The sequence below is a fragment of the Flavobacterium sp. 2755 genome (assembly GCF_031455715.1).
Taxonomy (GTDB): Bacteria; Bacteroidota; Bacteroidia; order Flavobacteriales; family Flavobacteriaceae; genus Flavobacterium.
The window spans coordinates 718,084-741,114 of sequence record NZ_JAVDTG010000002.1; the positions used below are offsets into that span (position 1 = coordinate 718,084).

A 23,031-nucleotide genomic window follows, 5' to 3' on the forward strand; every position below is an offset into this window, starting at 1 on the left:
GCACTAAAAAACTATCAAAAATGAAACTAAATTTTAAAAACACTATAAAAATACTGTTCTTTTCAATGGCCGTATTTTCTCAGGTAAAATGTTCTACATCAAACGATGCAGTTGACCCTGTGGTAAATCCACCTGTAGTAAACCCGCCAGTAGTTGTAACAAACGATGTTGATTTTTGGCTGACAAAAGGAGATCAAAGCGTATTATTAGCAAAACAAAGTGGAACATTAGGATTTGGTACAACACCAAATTCATATAATAATATTGAAGTTAATGCAGCACAAAAATATCAAACGGTTGATGGTTTTGGATACACATTAACCGGCGGAAGTGCTGAAGTAATTAATCAGTTAACTGCGGCTAAGAAAAGCGCACTTTTACAAGAATTATTTGGTACTGGAGCTAATTCAATAGGAATTAGTTATTTAAGAATCAGTATTGGAGCATCTGACTTAAATGCAACGCCATTTACATATGATGATGTTGCGGCAGGTGAAACTGATTTGACTTTAGCAAAATTTAGTTTGGACAAAGACAAAGCAGGAGTAATTGCGCTTTTAAAAGAAATTTTAGCGATTAACCCAAAGATTTTAATTTTAGGATCACCTTGGTCAGCACCGCTTTGGATGAAAGATAAAGACAGCTTTATTGGAGGAAAATTGCAAACACAATATTATGATGTTTACGCTAAATACTTTGTAAAATACATTCAGCAAATGAAAGCAGAAGGAATTACAATTGATGCAATAACACCGCAAAACGAACCTTTACATGACGGAAATAACCCAAGTATGTATATGTCTGCAGCAGAGCAAGCTAACTTTATTAAAAACAATTTAGGGCCGGCTTTTAAAGCAGCAAATCTTAGTGTGAAAATTATTGCTTACGATCATAACTGTGATAACCCAAATTATCCAAAAGCAATTTTGGCGGATGCCGATGCTTTTCCTTTCGTAGACGGATCAGCATTCCATTTATATGCCGGAGATATCAGTGCATTAAGTAATGTTTACAACTCTTATCCAACAAAAAATGTGTATTTCACAGAACAATGGACATCTTCAGCAGGAGATTTTGCAGGAGATTTAAAATGGCACGTTCGAAATGTAGTTATTGGCTCTATGAGAAATTACAGTAAAAATGCATTAGAATGGAATTTAGCCAATGATGGGGCTTTCCAACCTCATACAAACGGCGGCTGTTCAATGTGTAAAGGTGCGTTGACCGTAACTTCAAGCGAAAACGTTCAACGAAATGTTGCTTATTACATTATTGCACATGCATCTAAATTTGTTCCTTCAGGATCTATTAGAATTGCTAGTAACTCAAGCGGAAGTTTACAAAACGTTGCCTTTATAACGCCATCTGGATCAAAAGTTTTAGTGGTAGTAAATGATTCATCAGTAAGTGAAATTTTCAATGTTAAATTCAATGATAAATGGATCACAACTTCTCTTGAAGCAGGAGCTGTTGGAACTTACACTTGGAAATAAATTAAAGGCAAAGTAAAATTGATTTTCAAATGAAAAAAGCAATAATAGCATTACAACTTTTGTTTTCTGTTACAATTTTTGGACAAGGATTTCTGCATAGAGACGGACAAAAAATTGTTGACGGAAACGGAAAGAACGTTATTCTAAGAGGCTTAGGCCTTGGTGGATGGATGGTTCAGGAAGGTTATATGTTACAAACACAGCCTTTTGCAAGTCCGCAATACCAAATCAAACAAAAAATTGAAGAAGTTATTGGAGATCAGGGAACAAAGGAATTTTATGCGGCTTACAAAGCAAACGGAATAACAAAACGTGATATCGATTCTCTCGCAAAATGGGGTTTCAATTCGATCCGTCTTCCAATGCATTACAATTTATACACTCCGCCAATTGAGAAAGAGAAAAATGGAGAAATCACCTGGATAGAGGAAGGTTTCACCATGACAGATAATTTATTGAAATGGTGTGAAGCAAATAAAATTTACTTGATTTTAGATTTACATGCTGCACCGGGCGGACAAGGAAATGATGCCGCAATTTCTGATTACGATACCACAAAACCATCATTATGGCAAAGTGAAGCCAATCAGAAAAAAATGATTGCTTTATGGAAAAAACTGGCTTCTAGATATAGAGACAGTCAGTGGCTTGGAGCTTATGATATTATCAACGAACCAAACTGGAATTTTACCGGATCAAATAAAAATGGCTGCGACGAAAACTCAAACGGACCTTTAAGAGATTTAATGGTTGCCGTTACAAAAGCAATTCGCGAAGTCGACACCAACCACTTAGTAATTATCGAAGGAAATTGCTGGGGAAATAATTACAACGGAGTTTTCCCTTTATGGGATGAAAACATGGCGCTGAGTTTCCACAAATACTGGAACTACAACGACAAAGAATCTATCCAGAAAATGCTGGATTACAGAACCCAATATAATGTTCCTATCTGGTTAGGAGAAAGTGGCGAAAATTCAAACGTTTGGTTTAAAGATGCCTTGACATTGGTGGAAACCAATAATATTGGATGGGCTTTTTGGCCAATGAAAAAAATCGAAAATATTGCAGGTGTAACTTCCGTAACCAAAATTCCGGAATACGATGTTTTACTAAAATACTGGAGAGACGGCGGTCAAAAACCATCAGCAGAATTTTCGAAAAAAGCATTAATGAAAATGGCAGATAACTACAAAATGGAAAACGTAACCGTTAAGCCAGATGTAATCGATGCCATGTTCAGACAAGTGCAGACAAACGACACAAAACCGTATAAAACACACACAATTCCCGGCAAAATCATTGCAACGGAATATGATTTAGGAACAAACGGGTTTGCTTATTCTGATAAAGATTTTATCAATTACAGAGTGGCAACAGGAAATTTTGATCAGTGGAATAAAGGAAATACAATGCGTAATGATGGTGTTGATATCCTGCCATGTAAAGATCCCGGATCAAATGGTTACCAGGTTTCATTTATTGAAGATGGAGAATGGTTACAATTTACTGCTGAAGTTAAAAAGCAAAATAAATACAATGTTGCCATACGTTATTCAAGCGAAAATATGGAAGGGCAGCTTCATTTAGAAACAGCAAATGGTACAAAATCAAAAACCATAACATTGCCTGTAACTGGTGGAAATGAAAAATGGAAAACCGTTATTTTGTCTGATGTAGAATTAAACGCAGGTGAAAATAAAATAAAAGTAGTTTTTGAAAAAGGAGGATTCAACTTGAATTATCTGGATTTTTTGGATGGAAAAAAAAGTGTTTCTAAAAAATAAAAGCAAATGAAAAAATTTAAAAATATAATGAACAAAGCAGGTTTTCTAACCGCTATTTTACTTCTGATATTTCAATCTTGCAGCAGCAGTAACGATAGCTCAGATGGAGGTTCAGATAATCCTGCTCCTTCAAACCTTACGATTCAGGTTGAAGTTGTGGGTAAAACTGCAGCAAATCCTAATGGAGACGGAAGCGGGAAAGTGAACTTGAAAATTAATGCTGCGAATGCAGTTTCGTATAAAGTTTTAATAGACAATCAGCTTAAAGAAATTACAAACGGAGAACTTGCATATACATTCACAACTTCGGGAACAAAGGCTTATTCCATAATTGTTTCAGCTTACAATGGTTCTGGACAGTTTATCAGTTCTAATTCTTCAGTAAATGTATATGTTGCCAGAAAAATACTTTGGGCAGATGAATTTGATGTTGATGGTGCTCCAAATTCATCAAAATGGGGTTACAATACCGGAACAGGAGACGGTTGGGGAAATAACGAATTAGAATATTACACAACCCGTCCTGAAAATGTAATTATTTCAAATGGTACCCTAAAAATTAAAGCTATTAAAGAAGAGTATATGGGAAGTCATTATACATCAACAAGAATGCTTACAAAAGGGAAATTTTCATTTAAATATGGCAGAGCCGAAGTTCGTGCAAAATTACCAGTTGGCGGCGGAACATGGCCGGCATTCTGGATGTTAGGAGATAATATCGATACTGCGCCTTGGCCTGCTTGTGGTGAAGTTGATATTCTGGAATCAGTTGGAAATAATCCAAACGTGAACCACTCTTCATTGCACTCGCCTGGACGTTCAGGAAACACGCCTGATACTAAAACGACAACAGTTCCAAATTCAGCGACAGAATTCCATATTTACGCCGCAGAGTGGAGTGCCGAAAGCATTAAGTTTTATGTAGATGATAATTTGTTTTATACCTATGCAAATTCTGCTTCAACACCATTTAACGCTAATTTTTTCCTGATTTTAAATTTAGCAATGGGAGGAAATTTTGGAGGAACAGTTGATCCAAATTTTACAAGCGCAACTTTCGAAGTTGATTATGTGAGAGTATATAATTAACATAAGTTTTAAATAAGTTTTTTTCTTTAAGGTTAGAGAAACACTAGCTTTACGGATTAAAATTTTAAAAATTATGAAAAAGACAAGTAAATTTATTTTAGTAGTATTCTTACTTTTTGTAAGTGTTTCATTTTATGGTCAAAATTTAAAAATCATGACCTACAACATTCGTTTAGATGTAGCATCAGACGGAGAAAATGCATGGCCAAAACGAAAAGATTATTTTACTTCTCAAATACAATTTTATAGTCCGGAAATTTTTGGAGTTCAGGAAGCAACGCCAAATCAAGTAATAGATATCGCAGGAGCTTTTCCAAATTACAATAGATTTGGAATAGGAAGAGAAGAAAACGGAACGGGAGAAGCGTGTACTATTTATTATAAAAAAGATCGTTTTAAGGTGCAGAATTCCAACACATTTTGGCTTTCAGAAACACCAAACGTAGTTTCAAGAGGCTGGGATGCAGCTTGCAACAGAGTTTGTACATATGCACTTTTTACAGATTTAAAAACAAAAAAAACGTTCTGGGTTTTTAACCTGCATCTTGATCACATGGGCGAAGAAGCAAGGGTAAAAGGTGTACAGCTTGTTTTGAAAAAAATAAGCGAGGTAAACACAAAGAAATATCCGGCATTTTTAATGGGAGATTTCAATTCAGAACCAAACACGCCGCAAATTGAAGAAATAAAAAAAGTGATGGATGATACTAGAGATGTTTCAATAGAAAAACCTTTTGGACCTTCAGGAACATTTAACGGTTTTAAACATAACGAACCAGTTACATTATTGATAGACTATATTTTTATTTCAAAAAATAGCGGATTAAAAATTCAAAAACATGCAGTTTTAAGTGATTCTAAAGATTTAAAATATCCGTCAGATCATTTACCTGTTCTAATAGAAATAGATTAAAAATGAAAAACAGCAGCAAAAAACTTCAAATCCTGCTTTTACTGCCGCTTATTGCGATGCAGATAAAATGCGGATCTTCAAAAAGTGCAGTTGCCAATTCTGGAAAAGCAGAATCATGGATTACAACTACCGATGAATCTTCTAAACTTAAAAAACAGGATGATTTAGTTTTTAGTACAGAAACTAATTCAAACCAAACTATTGAAGTAAATCCTTCTGAAAAATTTCAAACCATCGAAGGTTTTGGATTTTCGTTAACCGGAGGAAGTGCTCAGACCATTTTAAAACTGGATAAGGCAAAAAGAGAAGCATTGCTTCAGGAATTGTTTTCCAGAAAAAATGATGCCATTGGTATAAGTTACCTGCGTATTAGTATTGGAGCTTCAGATTTGAATGAGAAAGTTTTTTCGTATGATGATATGCCCGAAGGACAAATTGATTTAAAACTGGAACACTTCAATCTTGGTCCGGATTTAAATGATGTTGTTCCTGTATTAAAAGAGATTTTAGCAATAAACCCAAAAATAAAAATTATGGGTTCACCTTGGTCGCCTCCAGTTTGGATGAAAGACAACGGAAGTTCAAAAGGAGGAAGCCTTCAGCCAAAATATTATGAGGTTTATGCCCAGTATTTTGTAAAATATATTCAGGCAATGAAATCTCACGGAATTGTTATTGATGCCATTACGCCGCAAAATGAGCCGTTGCATCCAGGAAATAATCCAAGTTTATTAATGCTTGCAGAACAGCAGGCAGATTTTATTGGAAATCATTTAGGGCCGGCTTTTAAAGCAGCAGGAATTAAAACCAAAATTATAGTTTACGATCACAATTGTAATAAGCCAGAATATCCTTTAACTATTTTAAAAGACGCAAAAGCAAACCCTTTTGTTGCAGGTTCTGCTTTCCATTTATATGAAGGAGATATCAGTGCTTTGACAACAGTTCACGATGCATTTCCAAACAAAGATTTATATTTTACAGAACAATATACAGGTTCAGGAAGCAGTTTTGAAAATGATTTAAAATGGAGTGTGAAAAATGTTGTAATTGGTTCAATGCGTAACTGGAGTAAAAATGCACTTTCATGGGGATTGGCAAATGATGAATATTACAAACCATTTACACTAGGCGGATGTTCGACTTGTAAAGGAGCTTTAATGATTGATCAAAATCAAAACATTAAGCGTGAAGTAGGTTATTACATTATTGGACATGCTTCTAAATTTGTTCCGGAAGGTTCAGTAAGAATTGGAAGTAATATTGTTGGAAACTTATACAACGCAGCTTTCAAAACACCATCTGGACAAACCGTTTTAATTGTAGAAAACGACGGAACTTCGGCAGAAACATTCAATATCAAATACAATCAAAAACAAATTTCAACTACTTTAAACGCTGGTGCAGTTGCAACTTACGTTTGGTAACCAAAATTAAATTCATGAAAAAAATAACCACATTTGCCTTGTTGATGGTCTCGTTTTTTGCGGCGGCCCAGCAGCAGACAATAGATCAAAAAGTAAATGATCTGTTGAAAAAAATGACAATTGAAGAAAAAATTGGTCAGCTTAATCAATACACAGGAGACAATCAGGCAACAGGGCCAATTACAATAAACCCTAACAAACAAGCCGAAATCAAACAAGGTTTAATAGGTTCGATGCTAAACATCATCGGAACAAAATATACCAGACAATATCAGGAATTGGCGATGCAGTCAAGACTTAAAATTCCTTTGTTATTTGGGCAAGACGTTATTCACGGATACAAAACAACATTCCCGCTTCCGTTAGCCGAAGCAGCAAGCTGGGATTTGCAAGCCATTGAATTAGCGGCAAGAGTAGCTGCAGAAGAAGCTGCTGCAAGTGGAATTCACTGGACATTTGCTCCAATGGTAGACATTAGCCGTGACCCGCGCTGGGGACGTGTAATGGAAGGTGCAGGAGAAGATACTTACTTAGGATCTAAAATTGCTTATGCAAGAGTAAAAGGTTTTCAAGGAAATAAATTAGGAGATTTAAACTCTGTTATGGCCTGCGTAAAACACTTTGCAGCATATGGAGCAGGAGTTGGAGGCAGGGATTATAACTCAGTTGATATGAGCGAAAGAATGCTTCTTGAAACGTATTTACCACCTTTTAAAGCTGCTTTAGATGCCGGAGCAGCAACATTTATGAATTCTTTTAATGATTTAAACGGAATTCCTGCAACTGGAAATGCACATTTACAAAGAGATATCTTAAAAGGAAAATGGAACTTTCAGGGATTCGTAGTTTCTGACTGGGGATCAATTGGAGAAATGGTGGCTCACGGTTATTCAAAAGACCTTAAAGAAGCTGCATATTCTGCAATTACAGCCGGAAGTGACATGGATATGGAAAGTAATGCATACCGATATAATTTAGCGCAGTTAATAAAAGAAGGCAGAGTTTCTGTTGATTTGGTTGATGATGCTGTAAAACGTATTCTTCGCAAAAAATTTGAATTAGGTTTATTTGATGATCCTTACAGATATTCTGACGATAAAAGAGCGGAAAAAGTTTTAGCAAATCCTGCAAACAGAAAAGCAGCGCTTGAAGTAGCAGAAAAAAGTATCGTTTTATTGAAAAACGAAAACCAGACTTTACCAATTTCTAAAAGTGTAAAAACAATTGCATTCATTGGCCCAATGGTAAAAGAATACAAAGCCAATATGGGATTCTGGTCTGTTGAATTACCAGATGTAAACTACGATAAATGGGTAGTTTCACAATGGGACGGTTTACAAAATAAAGTTGGTAAAAACACAAAATTGCTTTACGCAAAAGGCTGTGACATTACCGGAGATAATAAAGATGGTTTTGCTGAAGCAGTTGAAACAGCAAAACAAGCAGATGTTGTAATTTTGAGTATTGGTGAAAGACACGATATGAGCGGTGAAGCAAAAAGCCGTAGTAATATCAATTTACCGGGAGTTCAGGAAGATTTAGTAAAAGCAATTCAGGCAACAGGAAAACCAGTTGTAGTTTTAATTAATGCAGGAAGACCTCTTATTTTTAATTGGACAGCAGATAACGTTCCTGCAATCGTATACACTTGGTGGTTAGGAACAGAAGCTGGAAATGCAATTGCCGATGTTCTATTTGGAGACTACAATCCATCAGGAAAATTACCAATAACTTTCCCAAGAGAAGTAGGGCAGATTCCAATTTATTACAATCATTTTAGCACAGGAAGACCAGCAAAAGATGAAAATGCTAAAAACTATGTTTCGGCGTATATCGATTTAAAAAACTCACCTAAATTTCCTTTTGGATACGGTTTGAGTTATACAAAATTTGATTATTCTGGTTTGAAACTTTCTTCTACAAAAATCAAAAGCAGTGAAACAATTAAAGTTTCATTTCAATTATCAAATGTTGGAAAAGTTGCTGGAGAAGAAGTAGTTCAGCTATACTTAAAAGATAAATTTGGATCAGTAGTTCGTCCGGTTTTAGAACTAAGAGATTTCCAAAAAGTGAAATTGAATGCAGGAGAAACTAAAACAATCGAATTTACAATCGACAAAGAAAAACTTTCTTTCTACAATGATAAATTAGAGTGGACTGCTGAGCCGGGAGATTTTGAAGTAATGATTGGAGCTTCGTCAGCAGATATTAAACTAAAATCAGATTTTGAATTAGTACAGTAATATAGAATGTCAATTAAAATTGGCGTTATGGATTTTATAAAGTTTTGAATTATTTCAAAACAGTATGTATAAAATCCATAGCGCCAATTCCTTTATAAGATGCATACAAAGCTTTATCAAAAGCTTCGCGTTTTGCTTTTTTATCTTTCGCTTCCGTTTTAACGATCATTTCGTTAAAAATTCTTTCCTGTTCTTCACTGTATTTTAGCGAAGCCTCTAAAAGGTAAGTTTTAGAAACAAATCCGAATGAAGTCCAGATTTTGGATCTAATTTTTTTGTTAATATTTTTTAGCGGATTGACACTCATAATCTCGTTTATTAAATTTCAATTCTCTATTTATTTGAAGATACAAAATCAAACATTTGTAATCTTTTTCTTTTTTTATTTTTAAATTTTAACAATTTGCAAATCAAATGTGTTATTATGACGCAATGTACTTATTTTTTCAATTCATTTCGTAATTTTAACTAAAATTGTGATTTGCACACTTTTGATTTTTAATATGTAATTATTTAATAAAGACGTACTTTCTATAAAAATGTAACAGTTTTTGAAAAATAAAAGTAAATTGCATTTAAATAAGAACGGAAAGTTGTATTAATTAAAAACTCAAATGCTGAAATTTATTATAGAAAATAACGAAAATTACCAGCCGGGACTTTCCATAGACTGCGTTATTTTTGGGTTTCATGATAATCAATTAAAAGTCTTGCTGATTAAAGTCCCGCATAGTGAAAAGTGGTCTTTACCAGGCGGATTTATTCCGATAGATCAGGATATTGATACTGCAGCAGTGACCATTTTAAATGAAAGGACCGGAGTAGAAGGTGTTTTTTTAAGACAGTTTGCAGCATTTGGAAAAATTAAACGAAATGATGATCATTTTGGAAAAGAGGTTCTAAAATATTTAGATATAGATCCAGAGAAAGGCAAATGGCTGACGCGACGTTTTGTAACAATTGGTTATTATGCTTTGGTCGATTTTTTAAAAATTGTGCCAATCCGAACAAGTTCTTCTGAAATAATAGAATGGATCGATCATAAAGAAGTTCCCGAACTTATTTTAGATCACAAAGAAATCCTTGATAAAGCTCTTGATACACTAAGAACAGAATTAAATTTAATGCCTGTTGGATATAATTTATTGCCGGAAAAATTCACAATGCCGGAACTGCAAAAATTGTATGAAACAATTCTGGACAAAAAACTTGACAGAAGAAACTTTATGCGAAAAATAACCAACATCGGAATTCTGACGAAATTGGATGAAAAGAAAAATAATGTGGCGCACAAAGCGCCAAACTTATATTCTTTTGATAAAGAGAAATACGATGAAGTTTTAAAAAATGGATTGAATCAAGGCTGGTAAATAAAGGTTTAACTTTAAAATTTACAATTATGGTTTCTTTTGAAGATTTTAGAAAAGCAGCTTTATCCTTTGAAAATGCAGTTGAAGAAACGCATTTTGAGAAAACCTCTTTTAGGGTAAACAAAAAGATATTTGCCACTTTTGATGAAAAAAACAATCGGGCCGTTTTGAAATTAAACGAAATTGATCAATCTGTTTTTTGTGCTTCAAGCGAAATGATTTTTTATCCAATTCCAAATAAATGGGGAAAACAAGGCTGGACAATTGTAGAACTTTCTAAAGTCAGACAAGAGATGTTTCAAGATGCTTTAAAGCTTTCGTACCAAAATGTTGCTCAAAAAAAGAAAAAATAAATCTATCTGACAATAGTTCTAAAAGTCAAATTTACTCGAGGTTTTTGAGTGGTTTTTGTTGGCGGTAAACGATGTAACCAATGTGTCTGCGTTTCATCTTTCATAACTAATAAACTTCCATGTTCTAAAATCAAAGAAACTGTTTCTTTAGATTCTTTATGTTTTAAGGCAAACTTCCTTTCAGCACCAAAACTTACAGAACCAATAGCACCATTCTTTTTCAAATCTTTTTCGGCATCGCTGTGCCAGGCCATTCCTTCCTCTCCGGAATGATATAAGTTTAACAGACAGGAATTGAAGGTTTCTCCCGTTTCGGTTTCAATTATTTTCTTTAATTCCAATAATTCTTTCGTCCAAGGAAGGGCTTTTTTTGTAGTATTCGAATACGTATATTCAAATTCCTGATCGCCGTACCATGCCACTTTTCTTTTGGTCAAAATTAATTTTCCAAAGATTATGGCTTCATCATTTTTCCATTCAATTGTATTCAATAAAACATCTAAATAACGATTAGAATCTTCCCTAGAAAATAATTTTCCGTAATAATTTACAGTTCCATCTTTTGGAAGTAAGTTCGTTGTTTCATCTGTTTCAGGATTAAATAAGTCCATTTTTCCAATTTAAATATTCAGGTTTCATACAATGTCCGCAAGGTCTGAAACCGTTTTGTTTTGCTTCATTTTCAGAAGAAAAGAAAACCCGATTTTTACGTTTCATTCTTTTTCCCGAAGAACATTTCAGCGTTCCATAAATTTTTAGTTTCCGGTTTCCACCGAAACAAATCTCCGCATTTTTAATTTTATTTCGAAGATCTGAATCTGAAATTTTATTGTGTTCGATCATAATTTTACCACATTTTATTCTGTAGAGACGCACTGCAGTGCGTCTACGCAAAGATTGTCGACACAGATTGAATACGTGACATTAGACGCACTGTATATGATGTTTTTTGCCACAGATTAAAGGATTATAATGATTAAAAATCTGTTTAAATCTGCGTGAGAAATTGTCTTTCTTTTTTTGATTCACGTTGCGTAGACGCACTGCTGTGCGTCTCTACAGATATTGCATGTCTATAAATTTTACGATAATGCATCATGAAAAATAATTCCCAGCGTATATCTTTCGCCCGAATGAATTTCGCTAACCCCATGTTTCATATTCACCCGATAATAACCTTTTGTACCTTTTATAGGTCTGAAATTCGTTGTAAAAACCAAAACGTCACCTTTTTTAGGTTTTAAAACAATTGCCTTAGACTGCGCTCTTGGCGTTTGCTGTGTCAATACAAATTCGCCTCCTGTAAAATCTTTATCAGGTTCAGAAAGAAAAAGCACAATTTGAATGGGAAAATAAATATCGCCATATAAATCCTGATGTAAAGTATTGAAGCCACTTTCGCCATATTTTAAAATTAAAACAGTTGCTTTTAATTGATTATTATCGTGACATTGTTTTAATAATTCTTCGTGTACATTTGGAAAAATGGTATTGATATTTAAAGCTTTCATCCATGCATTTGCAATTGGAGCTAATTTAGGATAAATGGAAGAACGAATGTTTTGAATTAAATCGGGCAGGGGATAATTGAAATATTTGTATTCGCCCAAACCAAAGCGATAACGTTCCATAACAACCGTTTTTCGGTATAAATTTGGATTATCATAATCGAATTTTAAATCTTCACATTGTTCGTTATTGAGTACATTCGGAATAATAACAAAGCCATTTTCGTGCATAGATTCGGTGATGCTTTCCCAGTTTTGAGAAGCAATTTTAGATTGTATATTTTGCATAAATGTTTAAATAAAGATTGAATTTTTGACAAAGCATATCCGTAGAGACGCACAGCAGTGCGTCTATGTGATGATTGTCGACATAGATTGTAGTGACAATTCGGTGCAGAATACATAGCGTTAGACGCACTGCTGTGCGTCTCTACACATATATTGTGTGTATTATATTATGTTTGTAAATTATAAATTTGGATTTACCTGCGCACCTTCCCAGCCAATGATGGCCGTTTTTCGGGTATTTCCCCACATATAACCACCAAAAATTCCCGAAGATTGAATTACGCGGTGACACGGAATTAGAAATGCAACAGGATTACTGCCAATTGCAGTTCCAACAGCGCGGGAAGCATTCGGTTTTTGAATTTGATTCGCAATAGTTCCATAAGTAGAAAGCTGCCCCATCGGAATTTTTAATAAGGTTTCCCAAACCTTCAGTTGAAAATCGGTTCCTTTTAAATGCAGTTTAATTTCAGACAATTTACTCCAGTCATTTTGGAAAATGAAAAGTGCATTTTGCTGTGCTAAATCCAATTTTCTAGTAAAAGCAGCATTGGGAAATTTGTGTTTCAAATCATTAAATCCGATTGCTTCATCTTCGGCGAAAGCCATAAAACAAACGCCTTTTTGAGTTGAAGCGACAATAATATTCCCAAACGGACTTTCGGCAAAACTGTAGTTTATTTCCAGATTTTTTCCGCCATTTTTATATTCGGCCGGTGTCATTCCTTCAATATTTACAAATAAATCATGAAGTCGGCTGGTTCCTGAAAGCCCCGTTTCGTATGCGGTTTCTGAAATGGTTGCCTGATTTTCTTTGAGTAATTTTTTGGCGTGTTCCAAACTGGTATACTGCAAAAACTTCTTCGGACTTGTTCCTGCCCAATCGCTGAAAAGCCTCTGAAAGTGAAACGGACTCAAATGCACTTTCTCTGCAACTTCATCAAGATTTGGCTGCTCTTTAAAATTGGCTTTGATATAATCGATAGCATCTGCAATACGATTATAATTGATGTTTTCCTGTGTGTTCATTTTCATTCAATTTTATAAGGCAAAGATCGATTGGTTTCTGCAGGTATAAAATCTGAAACTTGCTGAGTTTTTTGCCACAAAGGTACAAAGTCGCTAAGTTTTTCTTTCACAATATTGTCATCCTGAGCGAAGTCGAAGGAATGCAAAGTAAATCGGCAAAGATTGATATAAACTTAAAAAATAAAAACTTTGTGCCTTAGCGACTTCGTGGCATTATGTCTCAATGCGCCGTAGTTTTAGAAAAAACATTAATAACTACAACGCCAATTATAATTAAACTCAATCCAATTATTGCGGGTAAATCTGGAATTTCTTTAAAGAAAATAGCACCAATGATTGTAATTAAAACAATTCCAACTCCAGACCAAATTGCATAAGCAAAACCAACCGGAATTGTTCTGATGGCAAAACTTAAAAAATAAAACGCAGCAAAATAGCCTACAACAGTAATAATGCTTGGTAAAAGCTGTGTGAACTGCTCAGACTTTTTTAATGCCGAAGTTGCAATGATTTCGAAGATAATGGCAATAAATAAAAATAAAAAATTCTTCATGGTTCTGGTTTTTTACAAAGTTAGACTTTATAAAGTGAAATGGAGAATCTTAAATTTTATCCAAATATTAAAGAAGGAATTCCTATTCCTATTGCGACGCCATAAATTACATCTGCCCAAATTATCCTTAGAATGTTAAAGACATAAATTAATCCAATTATGGGAAAAGATATTATTGCTAATATGTTTTTATTTTTGATTGCTATTTTTGCTTCTTTAAACACATTTTCGGCATCTTGATTTGATGGAATAGCATGCATGCCTATTGAAACTCCAAGCCAAATTAAAAAATAAGATAATGGATGTTCAATATCAAAAAACTTTATTGGCATATAAGCAGGAAGACATATAAGTAAACATAAAAGAGTGTTTACAAAAAATGGCCCCATAGAGATTAAAAAAGTTGATGTAAAATTGCTAGTGTTTTCGTGTATTACGTATCCCGCAGGATTTCCAACTCTAAAATAACATGCATCAAAAACAGCTACTTTTCTAATTTTACAAAATAACATATGTGCAAATTCATGAACAATGATTCCGGGAAATGACACAATTGAAATTAATTCACCAGGTATAAAAAACATATCTTTTTAATTTTTAATCCAACCGTTTGGAAATTTTTTAATAAACTCTTCTCTAGTTATTACTGTATGGGCAAATAATCTATACTCTATCATATTATAATAGAATTTGGCTTCGGAACTTGTACTATCTATTGCTTTTGCTTTTTTTAAATATTCGAAGCTTTTAATTTTTGCTGATTCATCATTTTTAGTGGCATAAATACAAGAATAAGCAGAAGCAACACCTGAATAGCATTCTGCAGAAGTTGAGTCAATTTTAAGGACTTCCTGAGATGCGGCAAGAAAACCGTCGTAATCCTTTTTATCAAAAGTCACCCCAATTTTTGCCATATTAATGTATAATCCAAGATTGTAATCAGGAGGTATTTTTCCTATACAGGAATTAAATTTGTTTAAAGCTTCTTTGCTTTTGTTTTGTTTAAGAAAATTGAAGCCACTATAAAAATCAGCAAGCGTTTTGAGGTCTTCTACTTCGGGAACTTCTGTACTTGCTTTTTGCATTAAGTTTGATGCATTGGCAAAATCTCCTTTTTCAAAAGAACCAATTGATTCTTGAAATTTATTATAAGCGTCGAAATATTGCCAATTCCAATAAAATGAAAATAGAACAATAGCTATAATACCAATAAAGAACGCTTTTACCCAGGTAGGGAAAACTCGATTATTGACTGCTGTTTCGCAATCATTGCAATGAGGGTATACTCCAATCTTATTTAATTCTATTTCTTCAAAGTCTTTAGAACAAGCAGAACAGATTGTGGGATCATGTTTTTTTTCTATTTTTTTCCCACTAAGACTTTTATCGTCGGGGAAATTAGTTTCAAAACAGGAGTTACAAAAATCTTTTTCATCAATAGTAATTGTTTCATTGATTGGTACACTTTTATTGTCACAATTAGTACATTCTGTTTTTTTCATTATAAAAGGATTCAACTATGATTAATAGATTTATATCTTGTTTTGAATTTGGTGCCGAAGATATAAAAGTTTTTAAATGTTTTATTTCGAAAAACAATTATGAAACATTAATATATTAACAAAATTTATTTGTTTGAGTTAATAAGTTGGTGATTGTTAAAAGTTTTAAGATTTTTAATTAAAAATAAATGTCTGAGGATTAGATCAATTTACTTTAATTCTTCTTTTCTGGTAGAAACACTTATCAATTTATATCCGTTTTCAGTTCTTAAAAATTCAAAATGATCTTGTCCTTGTTCAAGTTTATTTTTTGGATTGATCACAATGTTTTTAACTGGATATATCCAATCTTTTGATTCATTACAATTGTTGAAATATACTTCGTATTCGCTTGATTCAAAAATAAACTGATTTAATCCGTCAGTAGAAACAAAGTAATCTGTTTTAGGATTTTTGAGTTCCTGAAGTTTAGATTTTAAATAGATATAATTTTGATTGATGAATTTAGTTTTTGATGAGTTTATCCAACCATCTGGTTCTTTCCAATACGAGATTTTATCAAAAGAATGTTTTTCTAAATTGTTTTTGGATAAATCAGAAAGTAATGTGTTCTGGAGCCAATATTTAAATTCTTTATCAAAATTTACAAACGAATAATATTGTCCGTCAACTCCAAGGAAATTTTCTCTTATTTTGTCTTTACTTGGATCTTTTGATTTTTCTACAGAATAAAAGTTTAAATCATCATTGGAAGCAAAATTTTCGATTAAGATTTTATTACTTGTATCTATTAAGAATTCTTTTCCGCCAGTCCAGAAAAAATGTTCGCCATCAATTACTTTCTTAGCATCTTTTAATCCTATGAACATTCCATTTATGGCTTTGGTTATATTACTGTATTCTGCAGGAATTACAATTTTTCCGTTGCCATTGAACATTCCCATTTTATCAGTTTTGCGATCTGTAAACCGTATTAAGCCTTCATTTTCACAATCGGGACCATTGTCAAAACTATATAAACTGTCACGACCAACTATTTTTCCTTGTTTGGTTAAATAATAACTTTCCCATTTTTGATCTTTTTCTTCACTAGCGGCAATAATACTTTCAAATTTACGGGCAGTTGTAAAACCGGTAGTAAACTTTGGTTCTATTTTGATGATGCTGTTTTTATCTTTAAATCCGATAAGTGTAGTGTCTTTGTTCCAAAATGAAACCCAGATATCGTTATTTTGAGCGAATGCTGTAAAATTTAGAACGAGAAATATATAAAGTACAATACTCTTTTTCATGAAATTTATTTATCGAAGATGAATTTCTGCTTCATTATTTTTTGCTTCATCAAAGCAGTCAATGCACAACATTTTAAAATCGGCTTTAGTTTGAAAGACATCGGTCCATTCTTCACCATTATCTAAAAGATATTGTTCGCATTCTCCACACCAAGCAATTTGCGGAAGATCTTTTTCGGCTTCTGAATAGAAGAAACCTACTTTTTCTTTTGAGTCTATTGCCATTGCAATGTGAATACAGCTAAAAGACATTTCTTTTGAACCATGTATGTCACATAAAACTTTTTCGATCATAATTTTAAAGAATTTTATTTTGGAGAGTTCTTTAATTTCAAATTTAAACTTAAAATTTTAGATTAAAACAGAAAACCCGACAGGTTTTTAAAACCTGTCGGGTTTGAAATATTATTTTCTAAAAGCTAAAAAATTATTTATCAGATTTTATGCTTTTTAAAAGAGCCTGATTTATTTCTTCTTGCTTTTTCTTTCTTTCTGCTTCTTCTTTTTCCTTTTTTTCGAGATCTGCTTTTTTTGTTAGAGAAATTTCCATTTCTTTTTTTAAACTTTCAACTTTCTTTGAACTTGTTTCCAGTTCAGTTTTGGCTTTGTTTAGCTTTTCTTCGGATTTTACTATTTGTTCTTTAGTTTTCTGTATGTTTTTTTGAACATCACTATTTGCATTATTCGGCGAATTTTCAAGTGTTGCTAATTTGTCTTGCTGTTTTTTCAGATCGGCATTTAGTTTTGTGGTTTTTTCTTCTAATTTCTCTTTGTTTTTTTCTTCATTAACCAGTGTTTTTTGAGTTTTTGAGTTCTTATTATTCAATTGATTGAACATTGCTTGCTGACCCCATTGACGGTCAGCTCTATCGCGTTCACTAGCCCATTTTTGATTTTGGGTATTCATTTGCCTCTCAAAAGATCTACTCTGTTGTAGCTGCTGATTATTATTATATTGTGCAGAAACGAAAATCGGAAGTAACATTAATACTATTGAAAGAAAATAAATTCTCATAATTTTGGTTTAAGATTAGTTTTTGAAATAATATTCAGTTGCTTTTATCTCTAAATTGATTTTAGATATTAAAAAAGAATGCTTGATTTATTTATCTTTCTTTTCTTCCTTTTCCTTTTTTAGCTTTTTCTTCTTCTTTTAATTTTTTCTCTTCTTCTTGTTTTTTCTGTAATTCTTCTTTTTCGGTTTTGTATTTTTCTACTTCTTTTTTTAAGTCTTCCACTTTTTTTGAACTAGATTCTATTTTTGTTCTGCTTTTGTTTACTTTTTCTTCAGACTTGCTTACTTTTTCTTCAGATTTTTCAATCTCTTTTTGAACGTCAGCATTGTTTTCTGAATTATTTTTAAGATTAGCTAATTGATCTTGATTTGTTTTTAAATCAGCTTCTAGTTTTTCTGTCTTCTTTTCTAATTTTTGTTTGTTTTTTTCTTCCTTAGCTAGCTTATGTTCAGCAGCTTCAATTTTAGAAACTTGATGCGACATCATATTTCTCATTTGCCATTGCTGATTTGAAGCAGCCCTTTCGCTTGCCCATTTTTGATTTTGCATATTTATTTGTGTATGCATACTTCTTGCTTGCGATTGCATATTGCTAAATTGTGCAGAAACAAAAAATGGAAGTAGTAATAATAGTAATAGAATAAAACGTGTTTTCATGATTTAAATTAGGATTTGTTTTTGGTGAATCAAATGTATATTTATATTTAAAAGAAACACGAGAAATCGCCTAATTAATTTAAATTAAAAAGAAAATCCGACAAGGTTTTAAAAACCTGTCGGGTTTGAAATATTTTTAAGAACCCTTTCTCGTAAATTTGGATTCTTCTAGCATTATTTCTAATTCAAGTACTTTTTCAGCTCTAAAACCCTGCTTACTTTTCGCGTCATCTAGTTTATTTTGAGATATAGCGATTTCCTTTTTTAATTTTTCAATATTTTTTTGATAATCAGGATCATTATTGTTCTTCGAAGTATTTTCAAGGTTTTTTAAACTTTCCCGTTTTGCCCTTAGGTCGAGTTCTATTTGCCATGTTTTTTCTGCAAGCTTGATTAGTTTTTGCTCTTCTCTTGCTAATTTTGCTTTTGTTTTTTCTACATCATTTCTAGAAAGGGGTTTCACGGTTTCCAGTTGTGGAAGTTTTGGATTCTGATTCGCTCCAGGAAATAATAAGTCTTGTTTTTGAGGTCCATATTTTGAAGGATCAAAATTTTGTGCGGTTGCAAAAAGGGGCAATAGTATGATTGTTAAGGCAATCAGAAGTGTTCTCATAATTTGATTTTGGTTTTCAAAAATATACTTATATTTTGAAACCACAGTATACCAAAATAAAAAACCCTCACATTCCTGCAAGGGTTTATATAATCTAAAATCTAAACTCAGAAATCTAAAATAGATTAATATCTGTAGTATTCTGGTTTGAATGGACCTTCAACAGGGACACCAATATAAGCAGCCTGATCGTCACGTAAAACTTCAAGTTCAACGCCTAATTTAGCTAAGTGTAAAGCAGCAACTTTTTCATCTAAATGTTTTGGTAACATATAAACTTCATTTTTGTAAGCTGCGCTGTTGTTCCATAATTCGATTTGAGCCAAAGTTTGGTTTGTAAATGAGTTACTCATTACAAAACTTGGGTGACCTGTAGCACAGCCAAGGTTTACCAAACGACCCTCAGCCAAGATAATGATATCTTTTCCGTTGATGTTGTATTTGTCAACCTGAGGTTTGATTTCGATTTTTGATGCACCGTGGTTTTTGTTTAACCAAGCCATATCAATTTCGTTATCGAAGTGACCAATGTTACAAACAACAGTTTTGTCTTTCATTTGCTCGAAGTGCTCACCAAGAACGATATCTTTATTTCCTGTAGTTGTAATGATGATATCAGCATTAGCAATTACAGTGTTTAATTTTTTAACTTCATAACCGTCCATTGCAGCTTGTAAAGCACAAATTGGGTCGATTTCAGTAACAGTTACAATAGAACCAGCACCTCTAAAAGAAGCTGCAGTTCCTTTTCCAACGTCACCATATCCACAAACGATTACTCTTTTTCCAGCTAACATTAGGTCAGTTGCACGACGTACAGCATCTACAGCAGATTCTTTACAACCGTATTTGTTATCAAATTTAGATTTAGTAACAGAGTCGTTAATGTTGATTGCAGGCATTGGTAAAGTTCCGGCTTTTACTCTTTCGTAAAGTCTGTGAACACCAGTTGTAGTTTCTTCAGAAAGACCTTTAATTCCAGGAACCAATTCTGGGAAACGATCAATAACCATGTTAGTTAAATCTCCACCATCATCAAGAATCATGTTCAATGGTTTTCTGTCTTCACCAAAGAATAAAGTTTGCTCAATACACCAGTCAAATGATTCTTCGTCAAGACCTTTCCAAGCATAAACCTGAATTCCCGCAGCAGCAATAGCCGCAGCAGCCTGATCCTGAGTAGAGAAAATGTTACAAGAAGACCAAGTAACTTCAGCACCAAGAGCAATTAAAGTTTCGATCAAAACTGCAGTTTGAATCGTCATGTGTAAACATCCAGCAATACGAGCACCTTTAAGAGGTTGTTCGTCTTTATATTCAGCACGAAGCGCCATTAAACCTGGCATTTCAGCCTCAGCCAGTTCAATTTCTTTTCTTCCCCAAGCCGCTAGAGAAATGTCTTTTACTTTGAAAGCCACAAAAGGCGTAGTTGTAGTACTCATTTATAGTATATTTGTATAATTGTAAAATTTTTGCAAATTTACGGAATACCTTTTTATTTTTACTACTTTCTGTAAGATTTGTGAAATCTTTAAATTCTTAATCTTTAGAAAGTTAGTTATAAAGGTTTTTAGAAGCTAATCCTGCTGTCCGCTATATCTTTTGTGGTGAACCCCACCATAAAAGGATGCCGCTTCCATCAGGGCTAGAAAAAACCAGACATTAAATTAGAAATTTCATTTTCAAAAGAATAATTTACAATTAACCATTCATAATTCATAATTAAAAAGAAATGCCTTTATTTCAGACCATACAGTTTAACGAAACTACTAAAATCTTAATTTGGGAAATAACCGAATCCTTAGAGGAGTTATTGAGCAAAGTTGTGTTGAAAGAAAAAACACAAAAGAGACTGGACGGAATGAAATCACAAATGCATCAGCGTGCGTTTTTAAGTGTTCGCATGCTGATTCAGGAAATGGGCTTTACAGATAAAGATTTGCATTATGACGAATTTGGGAAACCTTATTTTGATTGTCATAATTATATTTCAATAACACATTCGTATCATTTTGCGGCCATAATTATAAGCCATGAAACGGTAGGAATCGATATGGAATTGCAGCGCGAAAAAATCCTTCGCATAGCTGATAAATTTGTCGATACTGAATTTGAGTATTTAAACCCAGATATTTTAGGAGAATACGTTAAAAAACTCACCGTAATCTGGGGTGCAAAAGAAGCAATCTTTAAAATTAGAAACGAAAAGGGAATTAGTTTTAAAGACCATATTCAAGTTGGAGATTTCTCTTTAAAAGAATCCCACGTAGAGGCAAGTCTTCATTTTGATGATTTAATAAAAGATTTTGACGTGCATTACAAAGAAATCAAATCAGATAATTTTGAAGGGAATTTTACTTTGGTGTATGCCTTTGAAAAATAATCAAAAAGTTTGGTCATTGCGAAGAACGAAGCAATCTCATTTGCTAAATTAATCATAGTGCGATTGCTTCGTTCCTCGCAATGACAGTGTAAAAAGATTAAACTTCACTTTCTTTTTTTCGATGCTCAAACATACTTACGTATAAAAAAGTGCTCATTTTGCGGGCGCGTCGTTTTAATGTTTCTACATTTTCGCCTTCAAAATGCTCGTCTAGTGTCTGAGCCCAATGATTAAGCCAGATTCCGAATTCATTTGCCGTAATTTTATCACCAAAATGTGCGTCAACTTCATTGTGAACAGCATGTGGATTTCCTTTATATTTTCTTACGGCAAACAAATTAGTTTCCCAAAAATCAGTCAGTTTTTCCAAATGTGCCTCCCAATCTTTTATAATCATATTAAAATAAAAGCCGATTTCTTTATCGGCTCTTATTTTAGCATAGAACTGATGTACTAAGAAAGAAATATCGGCTCTATTTTCTATTTGTTTTTTCACAGAATAAAGGTATTTAAAAGAATAAACAATACACTTAAAAATGTACTCAAAATTAAAAGGTTAAAAACTACCTTGTGTTTCATTTGTGCCAAAATTGAAGTGTTCACAAAGATACAAGCTAATACAATAATTGCCAATTGGATCATTTGACCAATAGAAGTTCCGTGAGAAAGAATATACATTGCTGCAGCCGCACCTAAACAGCTTTGGCCAATTACAGCCATTGTTGCAGAACCAATATAATTTTTATTGAAATTTTCGAATGTTGTTTGATATAGTGTCATGATATTGAGATTTTTACATTACAAAGGTACATGCACTCTATCGCTGTATTTTATGATTAAAATCATAAAACAGAAACTATTTTATCGGTATACTTTTCGATTAATAATCTTTAATTCGCCTTTTTTTTCCAAAGCTTTAATAGCTCGAATCACAGTTTCGACACGCAAACCGGTTAAGTCGCCAATTTGTTGTCGTGTAAAATTTATTAAATAGCCGTTTGTGTCTTTTTTAAAATTGAAATAAGCAATTCCGTGATCAATTAATTTCAATACTCTATGTTCTGGTTCGTGTGTAGAAATTTCGGCCGCCATAACCGATTTATAGTATAAACGCTGTGCGAGATTTTCGATTATTTTAATGCTTATTGCAGGGTTTTCTTCCAGCAGTTTCAAAAAAGTTGCTTTAGGAAGCAGCAGAATCTCACTGTCTTCAACCGCAATAGAATTAGCAGGATATTTTTGATTTAAAAATAATGGAGGTTCACCAAAAGATTGATCTTTATAAAAGATGCCCTGAATAAATTCACGTCCGTCATCATTGTAATTACTCATTTTAATTTCGCCCGAAATTATCTGATAATAATGCGTTGGCAGGTTTCCTTCTTCAAAAATGATTTCACTTTTTTCAAAAGACTTTTTTAAGGCACCATATTTTTCTAATAATTCGGTTGAGATCATATTTGTTTTCTTTGGAAGTTAACAGAGAGATTACAAATATAATTCATTCAAAATAGT

At 33.1% G+C, this 23,031-nt stretch carries 26 protein-coding genes; 9 read left to right on the top strand and 17 right to left on the bottom strand.

What is annotated here, in order from left to right:
• The first annotated feature begins 20 nt into the window (after positions 1-20).
• The 6 genes from J2Y38_RS06830 to J2Y38_RS06855 all read left to right on the top strand — a co-directional run bounded on the left by J2Y38_RS06830 (position 21) and on the right by J2Y38_RS06855 (position 8,952).
• Positions 21-1,493 (top strand): glycoside hydrolase family 30 beta sandwich domain-containing protein, encoded by a 1,473-nt coding sequence (locus J2Y38_RS06830; protein WP_309840832.1) that lies wholly within the window; start codon positions 21-23, stop codon positions 1,491-1,493.
• Positions 1,494-1,522: 29 nt separating this feature from the next.
• The gene (locus J2Y38_RS06835) at positions 1,523-3,280 is read left to right on the top strand and encodes a cellulase family glycosylhydrolase (protein WP_309840834.1); all 1,758 of its coding nucleotides are present in this window, start codon (positions 1,523-1,525) and stop codon (positions 3,278-3,280) included.
• A gap of 6 nt (positions 3,281-3,286) precedes the next feature.
• On the top strand, positions 3,287-4,369 hold the full coding sequence (locus J2Y38_RS06840; protein ID WP_309840836.1) for a glycoside hydrolase family 16 protein: 1,083 nt from the start codon (positions 3,287-3,289) through the stop codon (positions 4,367-4,369).
• A gap of 73 nt (positions 4,370-4,442) precedes the next feature.
• The gene (locus J2Y38_RS06845; RefSeq protein WP_309840838.1) at positions 4,443-5,282 is read left to right on the top strand and encodes an endonuclease/exonuclease/phosphatase family protein; all 840 of its coding nucleotides are present in this window, start codon (positions 4,443-4,445) and stop codon (positions 5,280-5,282) included.
• Between the two features lie 2 nt (positions 5,283-5,284).
• Positions 5,285-6,709 carry a glycoside hydrolase family 30 beta sandwich domain-containing protein gene (locus tag J2Y38_RS06850; protein ID WP_309840840.1) on the top strand — a complete coding sequence of 475 codons (1,425 nt, stop codon included), beginning with the start codon at positions 5,285-5,287 and terminating at the stop codon, positions 6,707-6,709.
• 14 nt (positions 6,710-6,723) lie between these two features.
• A complete protein-coding gene (locus J2Y38_RS06855) occupies positions 6,724-8,952 on the top strand; it encodes a glycoside hydrolase family 3 N-terminal domain-containing protein (protein WP_309840841.1) in 2,229 nt (742 codons plus the stop codon).
• Between the two features lie 49 nt (positions 8,953-9,001).
• Here the strand turns inward: J2Y38_RS06855 and J2Y38_RS06860 are convergent, their stop codons facing one another.
• Entirely contained in the window at positions 9,002-9,259 is a 258-nt protein-coding gene (locus J2Y38_RS06860) for a hypothetical protein (protein ID WP_056208019.1), read from the bottom strand.
• A gap of 307 nt (positions 9,260-9,566) precedes the next feature.
• Here J2Y38_RS06860 and J2Y38_RS06865 point away from each other — a divergent pair, with 307 nt between their 5' ends.
• Together J2Y38_RS06865 and J2Y38_RS06870 are read left to right on the top strand one after the other, a co-directional pair.
• The gene (locus J2Y38_RS06865) at positions 9,567-10,322 is read left to right on the top strand and encodes an NrtR DNA-binding winged helix domain-containing protein (protein ID WP_309840844.1); all 756 of its coding nucleotides are present in this window, start codon (positions 9,567-9,569) and stop codon (positions 10,320-10,322) included.
• 29 nt (positions 10,323-10,351) lie between these two features.
• Positions 10,352-10,675 carry an MmcQ/YjbR family DNA-binding protein gene (locus J2Y38_RS06870; RefSeq protein ID WP_309840846.1) on the top strand — a complete coding sequence of 108 codons (324 nt, stop codon included), beginning with the start codon at positions 10,352-10,354 and terminating at the stop codon, positions 10,673-10,675.
• A 2-nt stretch (positions 10,676-10,677) separates the two neighbouring features.
• Here the strand turns inward: J2Y38_RS06870 and J2Y38_RS06875 are convergent, their stop codons facing one another.
• The 13 genes from J2Y38_RS06875 to ahcY form a co-directional block, all read right to left on the bottom strand.
• Positions 10,678-11,286 carry an alpha-ketoglutarate-dependent dioxygenase AlkB gene (locus J2Y38_RS06875; RefSeq protein WP_309840848.1) on the bottom strand — a complete coding sequence of 203 codons (609 nt, stop codon included), beginning with the start codon at positions 11,284-11,286 and terminating at the stop codon, positions 10,678-10,680.
• Positions 11,273-11,518: an Ada metal-binding domain-containing protein gene (locus tag J2Y38_RS06880; RefSeq protein WP_309840849.1), complete on the bottom strand. Its 246-nt coding sequence runs from the start codon at positions 11,516-11,518 to the stop codon at positions 11,273-11,275. The genes J2Y38_RS06875 and J2Y38_RS06880 overlap by 14 nt, the downstream gene beginning before the upstream one ends.
• A gap of 239 nt (positions 11,519-11,757) precedes the next feature.
• The gene (locus tag J2Y38_RS06885) at positions 11,758-12,471 is read right to left on the bottom strand and encodes a 2OG-Fe(II) oxygenase (protein ID WP_309840850.1); all 714 of its coding nucleotides are present in this window, start codon (positions 12,469-12,471) and stop codon (positions 11,758-11,760) included.
• Between the two features lie 180 nt (positions 12,472-12,651).
• Positions 12,652-13,500, bottom strand: coding sequence for a methylated-DNA--[protein]-cysteine S-methyltransferase (locus tag J2Y38_RS06890; RefSeq protein ID WP_309840937.1), 849 nt, complete (start codon positions 13,498-13,500; stop codon positions 12,652-12,654).
• Positions 13,501-13,720: 220 nt separating this feature from the next.
• A complete protein-coding gene (locus tag J2Y38_RS06895) occupies positions 13,721-14,053 on the bottom strand; it encodes a multidrug efflux SMR transporter (RefSeq protein WP_180856338.1) in 333 nt (110 codons plus the stop codon).
• 56 nt (positions 14,054-14,109) lie between these two features.
• Complete coding sequence (locus J2Y38_RS06900) at positions 14,110-14,637, bottom strand: metalloprotease family protein (RefSeq protein WP_053472589.1); 528 nt, start codon at positions 14,635-14,637, stop codon at positions 14,110-14,112.
• Positions 14,638-14,643: 6 nt separating this feature from the next.
• Entirely contained in the window at positions 14,644-15,555 is a 912-nt protein-coding gene (locus tag J2Y38_RS06905; protein WP_309840853.1) for a hypothetical protein, read from the bottom strand.
• Positions 15,556-15,764: 209 nt separating this feature from the next.
• Positions 15,765-16,847: a hypothetical protein gene (locus J2Y38_RS06910; RefSeq protein ID WP_309840854.1), complete on the bottom strand. Its 1,083-nt coding sequence runs from the start codon at positions 16,845-16,847 to the stop codon at positions 15,765-15,767.
• A 9-nt stretch (positions 16,848-16,856) separates the two neighbouring features.
• Positions 16,857-17,141, bottom strand: coding sequence for a hypothetical protein (locus J2Y38_RS06915; RefSeq protein WP_309840855.1), 285 nt, complete (start codon positions 17,139-17,141; stop codon positions 16,857-16,859).
• Between the two features lie 133 nt (positions 17,142-17,274).
• Positions 17,275-17,862: a hypothetical protein gene (locus J2Y38_RS06920; RefSeq protein WP_309840856.1), complete on the bottom strand. Its 588-nt coding sequence runs from the start codon at positions 17,860-17,862 to the stop codon at positions 17,275-17,277.
• 91 nt (positions 17,863-17,953) lie between these two features.
• Positions 17,954-18,520: a hypothetical protein gene (locus J2Y38_RS06925; protein ID WP_309840857.1), complete on the bottom strand. Its 567-nt coding sequence runs from the start codon at positions 18,518-18,520 to the stop codon at positions 17,954-17,956.
• A gap of 136 nt (positions 18,521-18,656) precedes the next feature.
• Complete coding sequence (locus J2Y38_RS06930; protein WP_309840859.1) at positions 18,657-19,133, bottom strand: hypothetical protein; 477 nt, start codon at positions 19,131-19,133, stop codon at positions 18,657-18,659.
• Positions 19,134-19,258: 125 nt separating this feature from the next.
• Positions 19,259-20,575 carry an adenosylhomocysteinase gene (gene ahcY, locus J2Y38_RS06935; RefSeq protein WP_053472596.1) on the bottom strand — a complete coding sequence of 439 codons (1,317 nt, stop codon included), beginning with the start codon at positions 20,573-20,575 and terminating at the stop codon, positions 19,259-19,261.
• 290 nt (positions 20,576-20,865) lie between these two features.
• On the opposite strand from ahcY, the gene J2Y38_RS06940 reads away from it, so the two are divergent.
• Positions 20,866-21,516 carry a 4'-phosphopantetheinyl transferase superfamily protein gene (locus J2Y38_RS06940; protein ID WP_309840860.1) on the top strand — a complete coding sequence of 217 codons (651 nt, stop codon included), beginning with the start codon at positions 20,866-20,868 and terminating at the stop codon, positions 21,514-21,516.
• Between the two features lie 97 nt (positions 21,517-21,613).
• On the opposite strand, the gene J2Y38_RS06945 is transcribed toward J2Y38_RS06940, so the two are convergent.
• From J2Y38_RS06945 to J2Y38_RS06955, 3 genes are all read right to left on the bottom strand, one after another.
• Positions 21,614-22,012 (bottom strand): group III truncated hemoglobin, encoded by a 399-nt coding sequence (locus J2Y38_RS06945; RefSeq protein ID WP_309840862.1) that lies wholly within the window; start codon positions 22,010-22,012, stop codon positions 21,614-21,616.
• Positions 22,009-22,296, bottom strand: a complete 288-nt coding sequence (locus J2Y38_RS06950; RefSeq protein ID WP_053472600.1) for a hypothetical protein — start codon at positions 22,294-22,296, stop codon at positions 22,009-22,011. Before J2Y38_RS06950 ends, J2Y38_RS06945 begins: the two co-directional genes overlap by 4 nt.
• 81 nt (positions 22,297-22,377) lie before the next feature.
• A complete protein-coding gene (locus J2Y38_RS06955) occupies positions 22,378-22,974 on the bottom strand; it encodes a Crp/Fnr family transcriptional regulator (protein WP_309840866.1) in 597 nt (198 codons plus the stop codon).
• Positions 22,975-23,031: the final 57 nt, after the last annotated feature.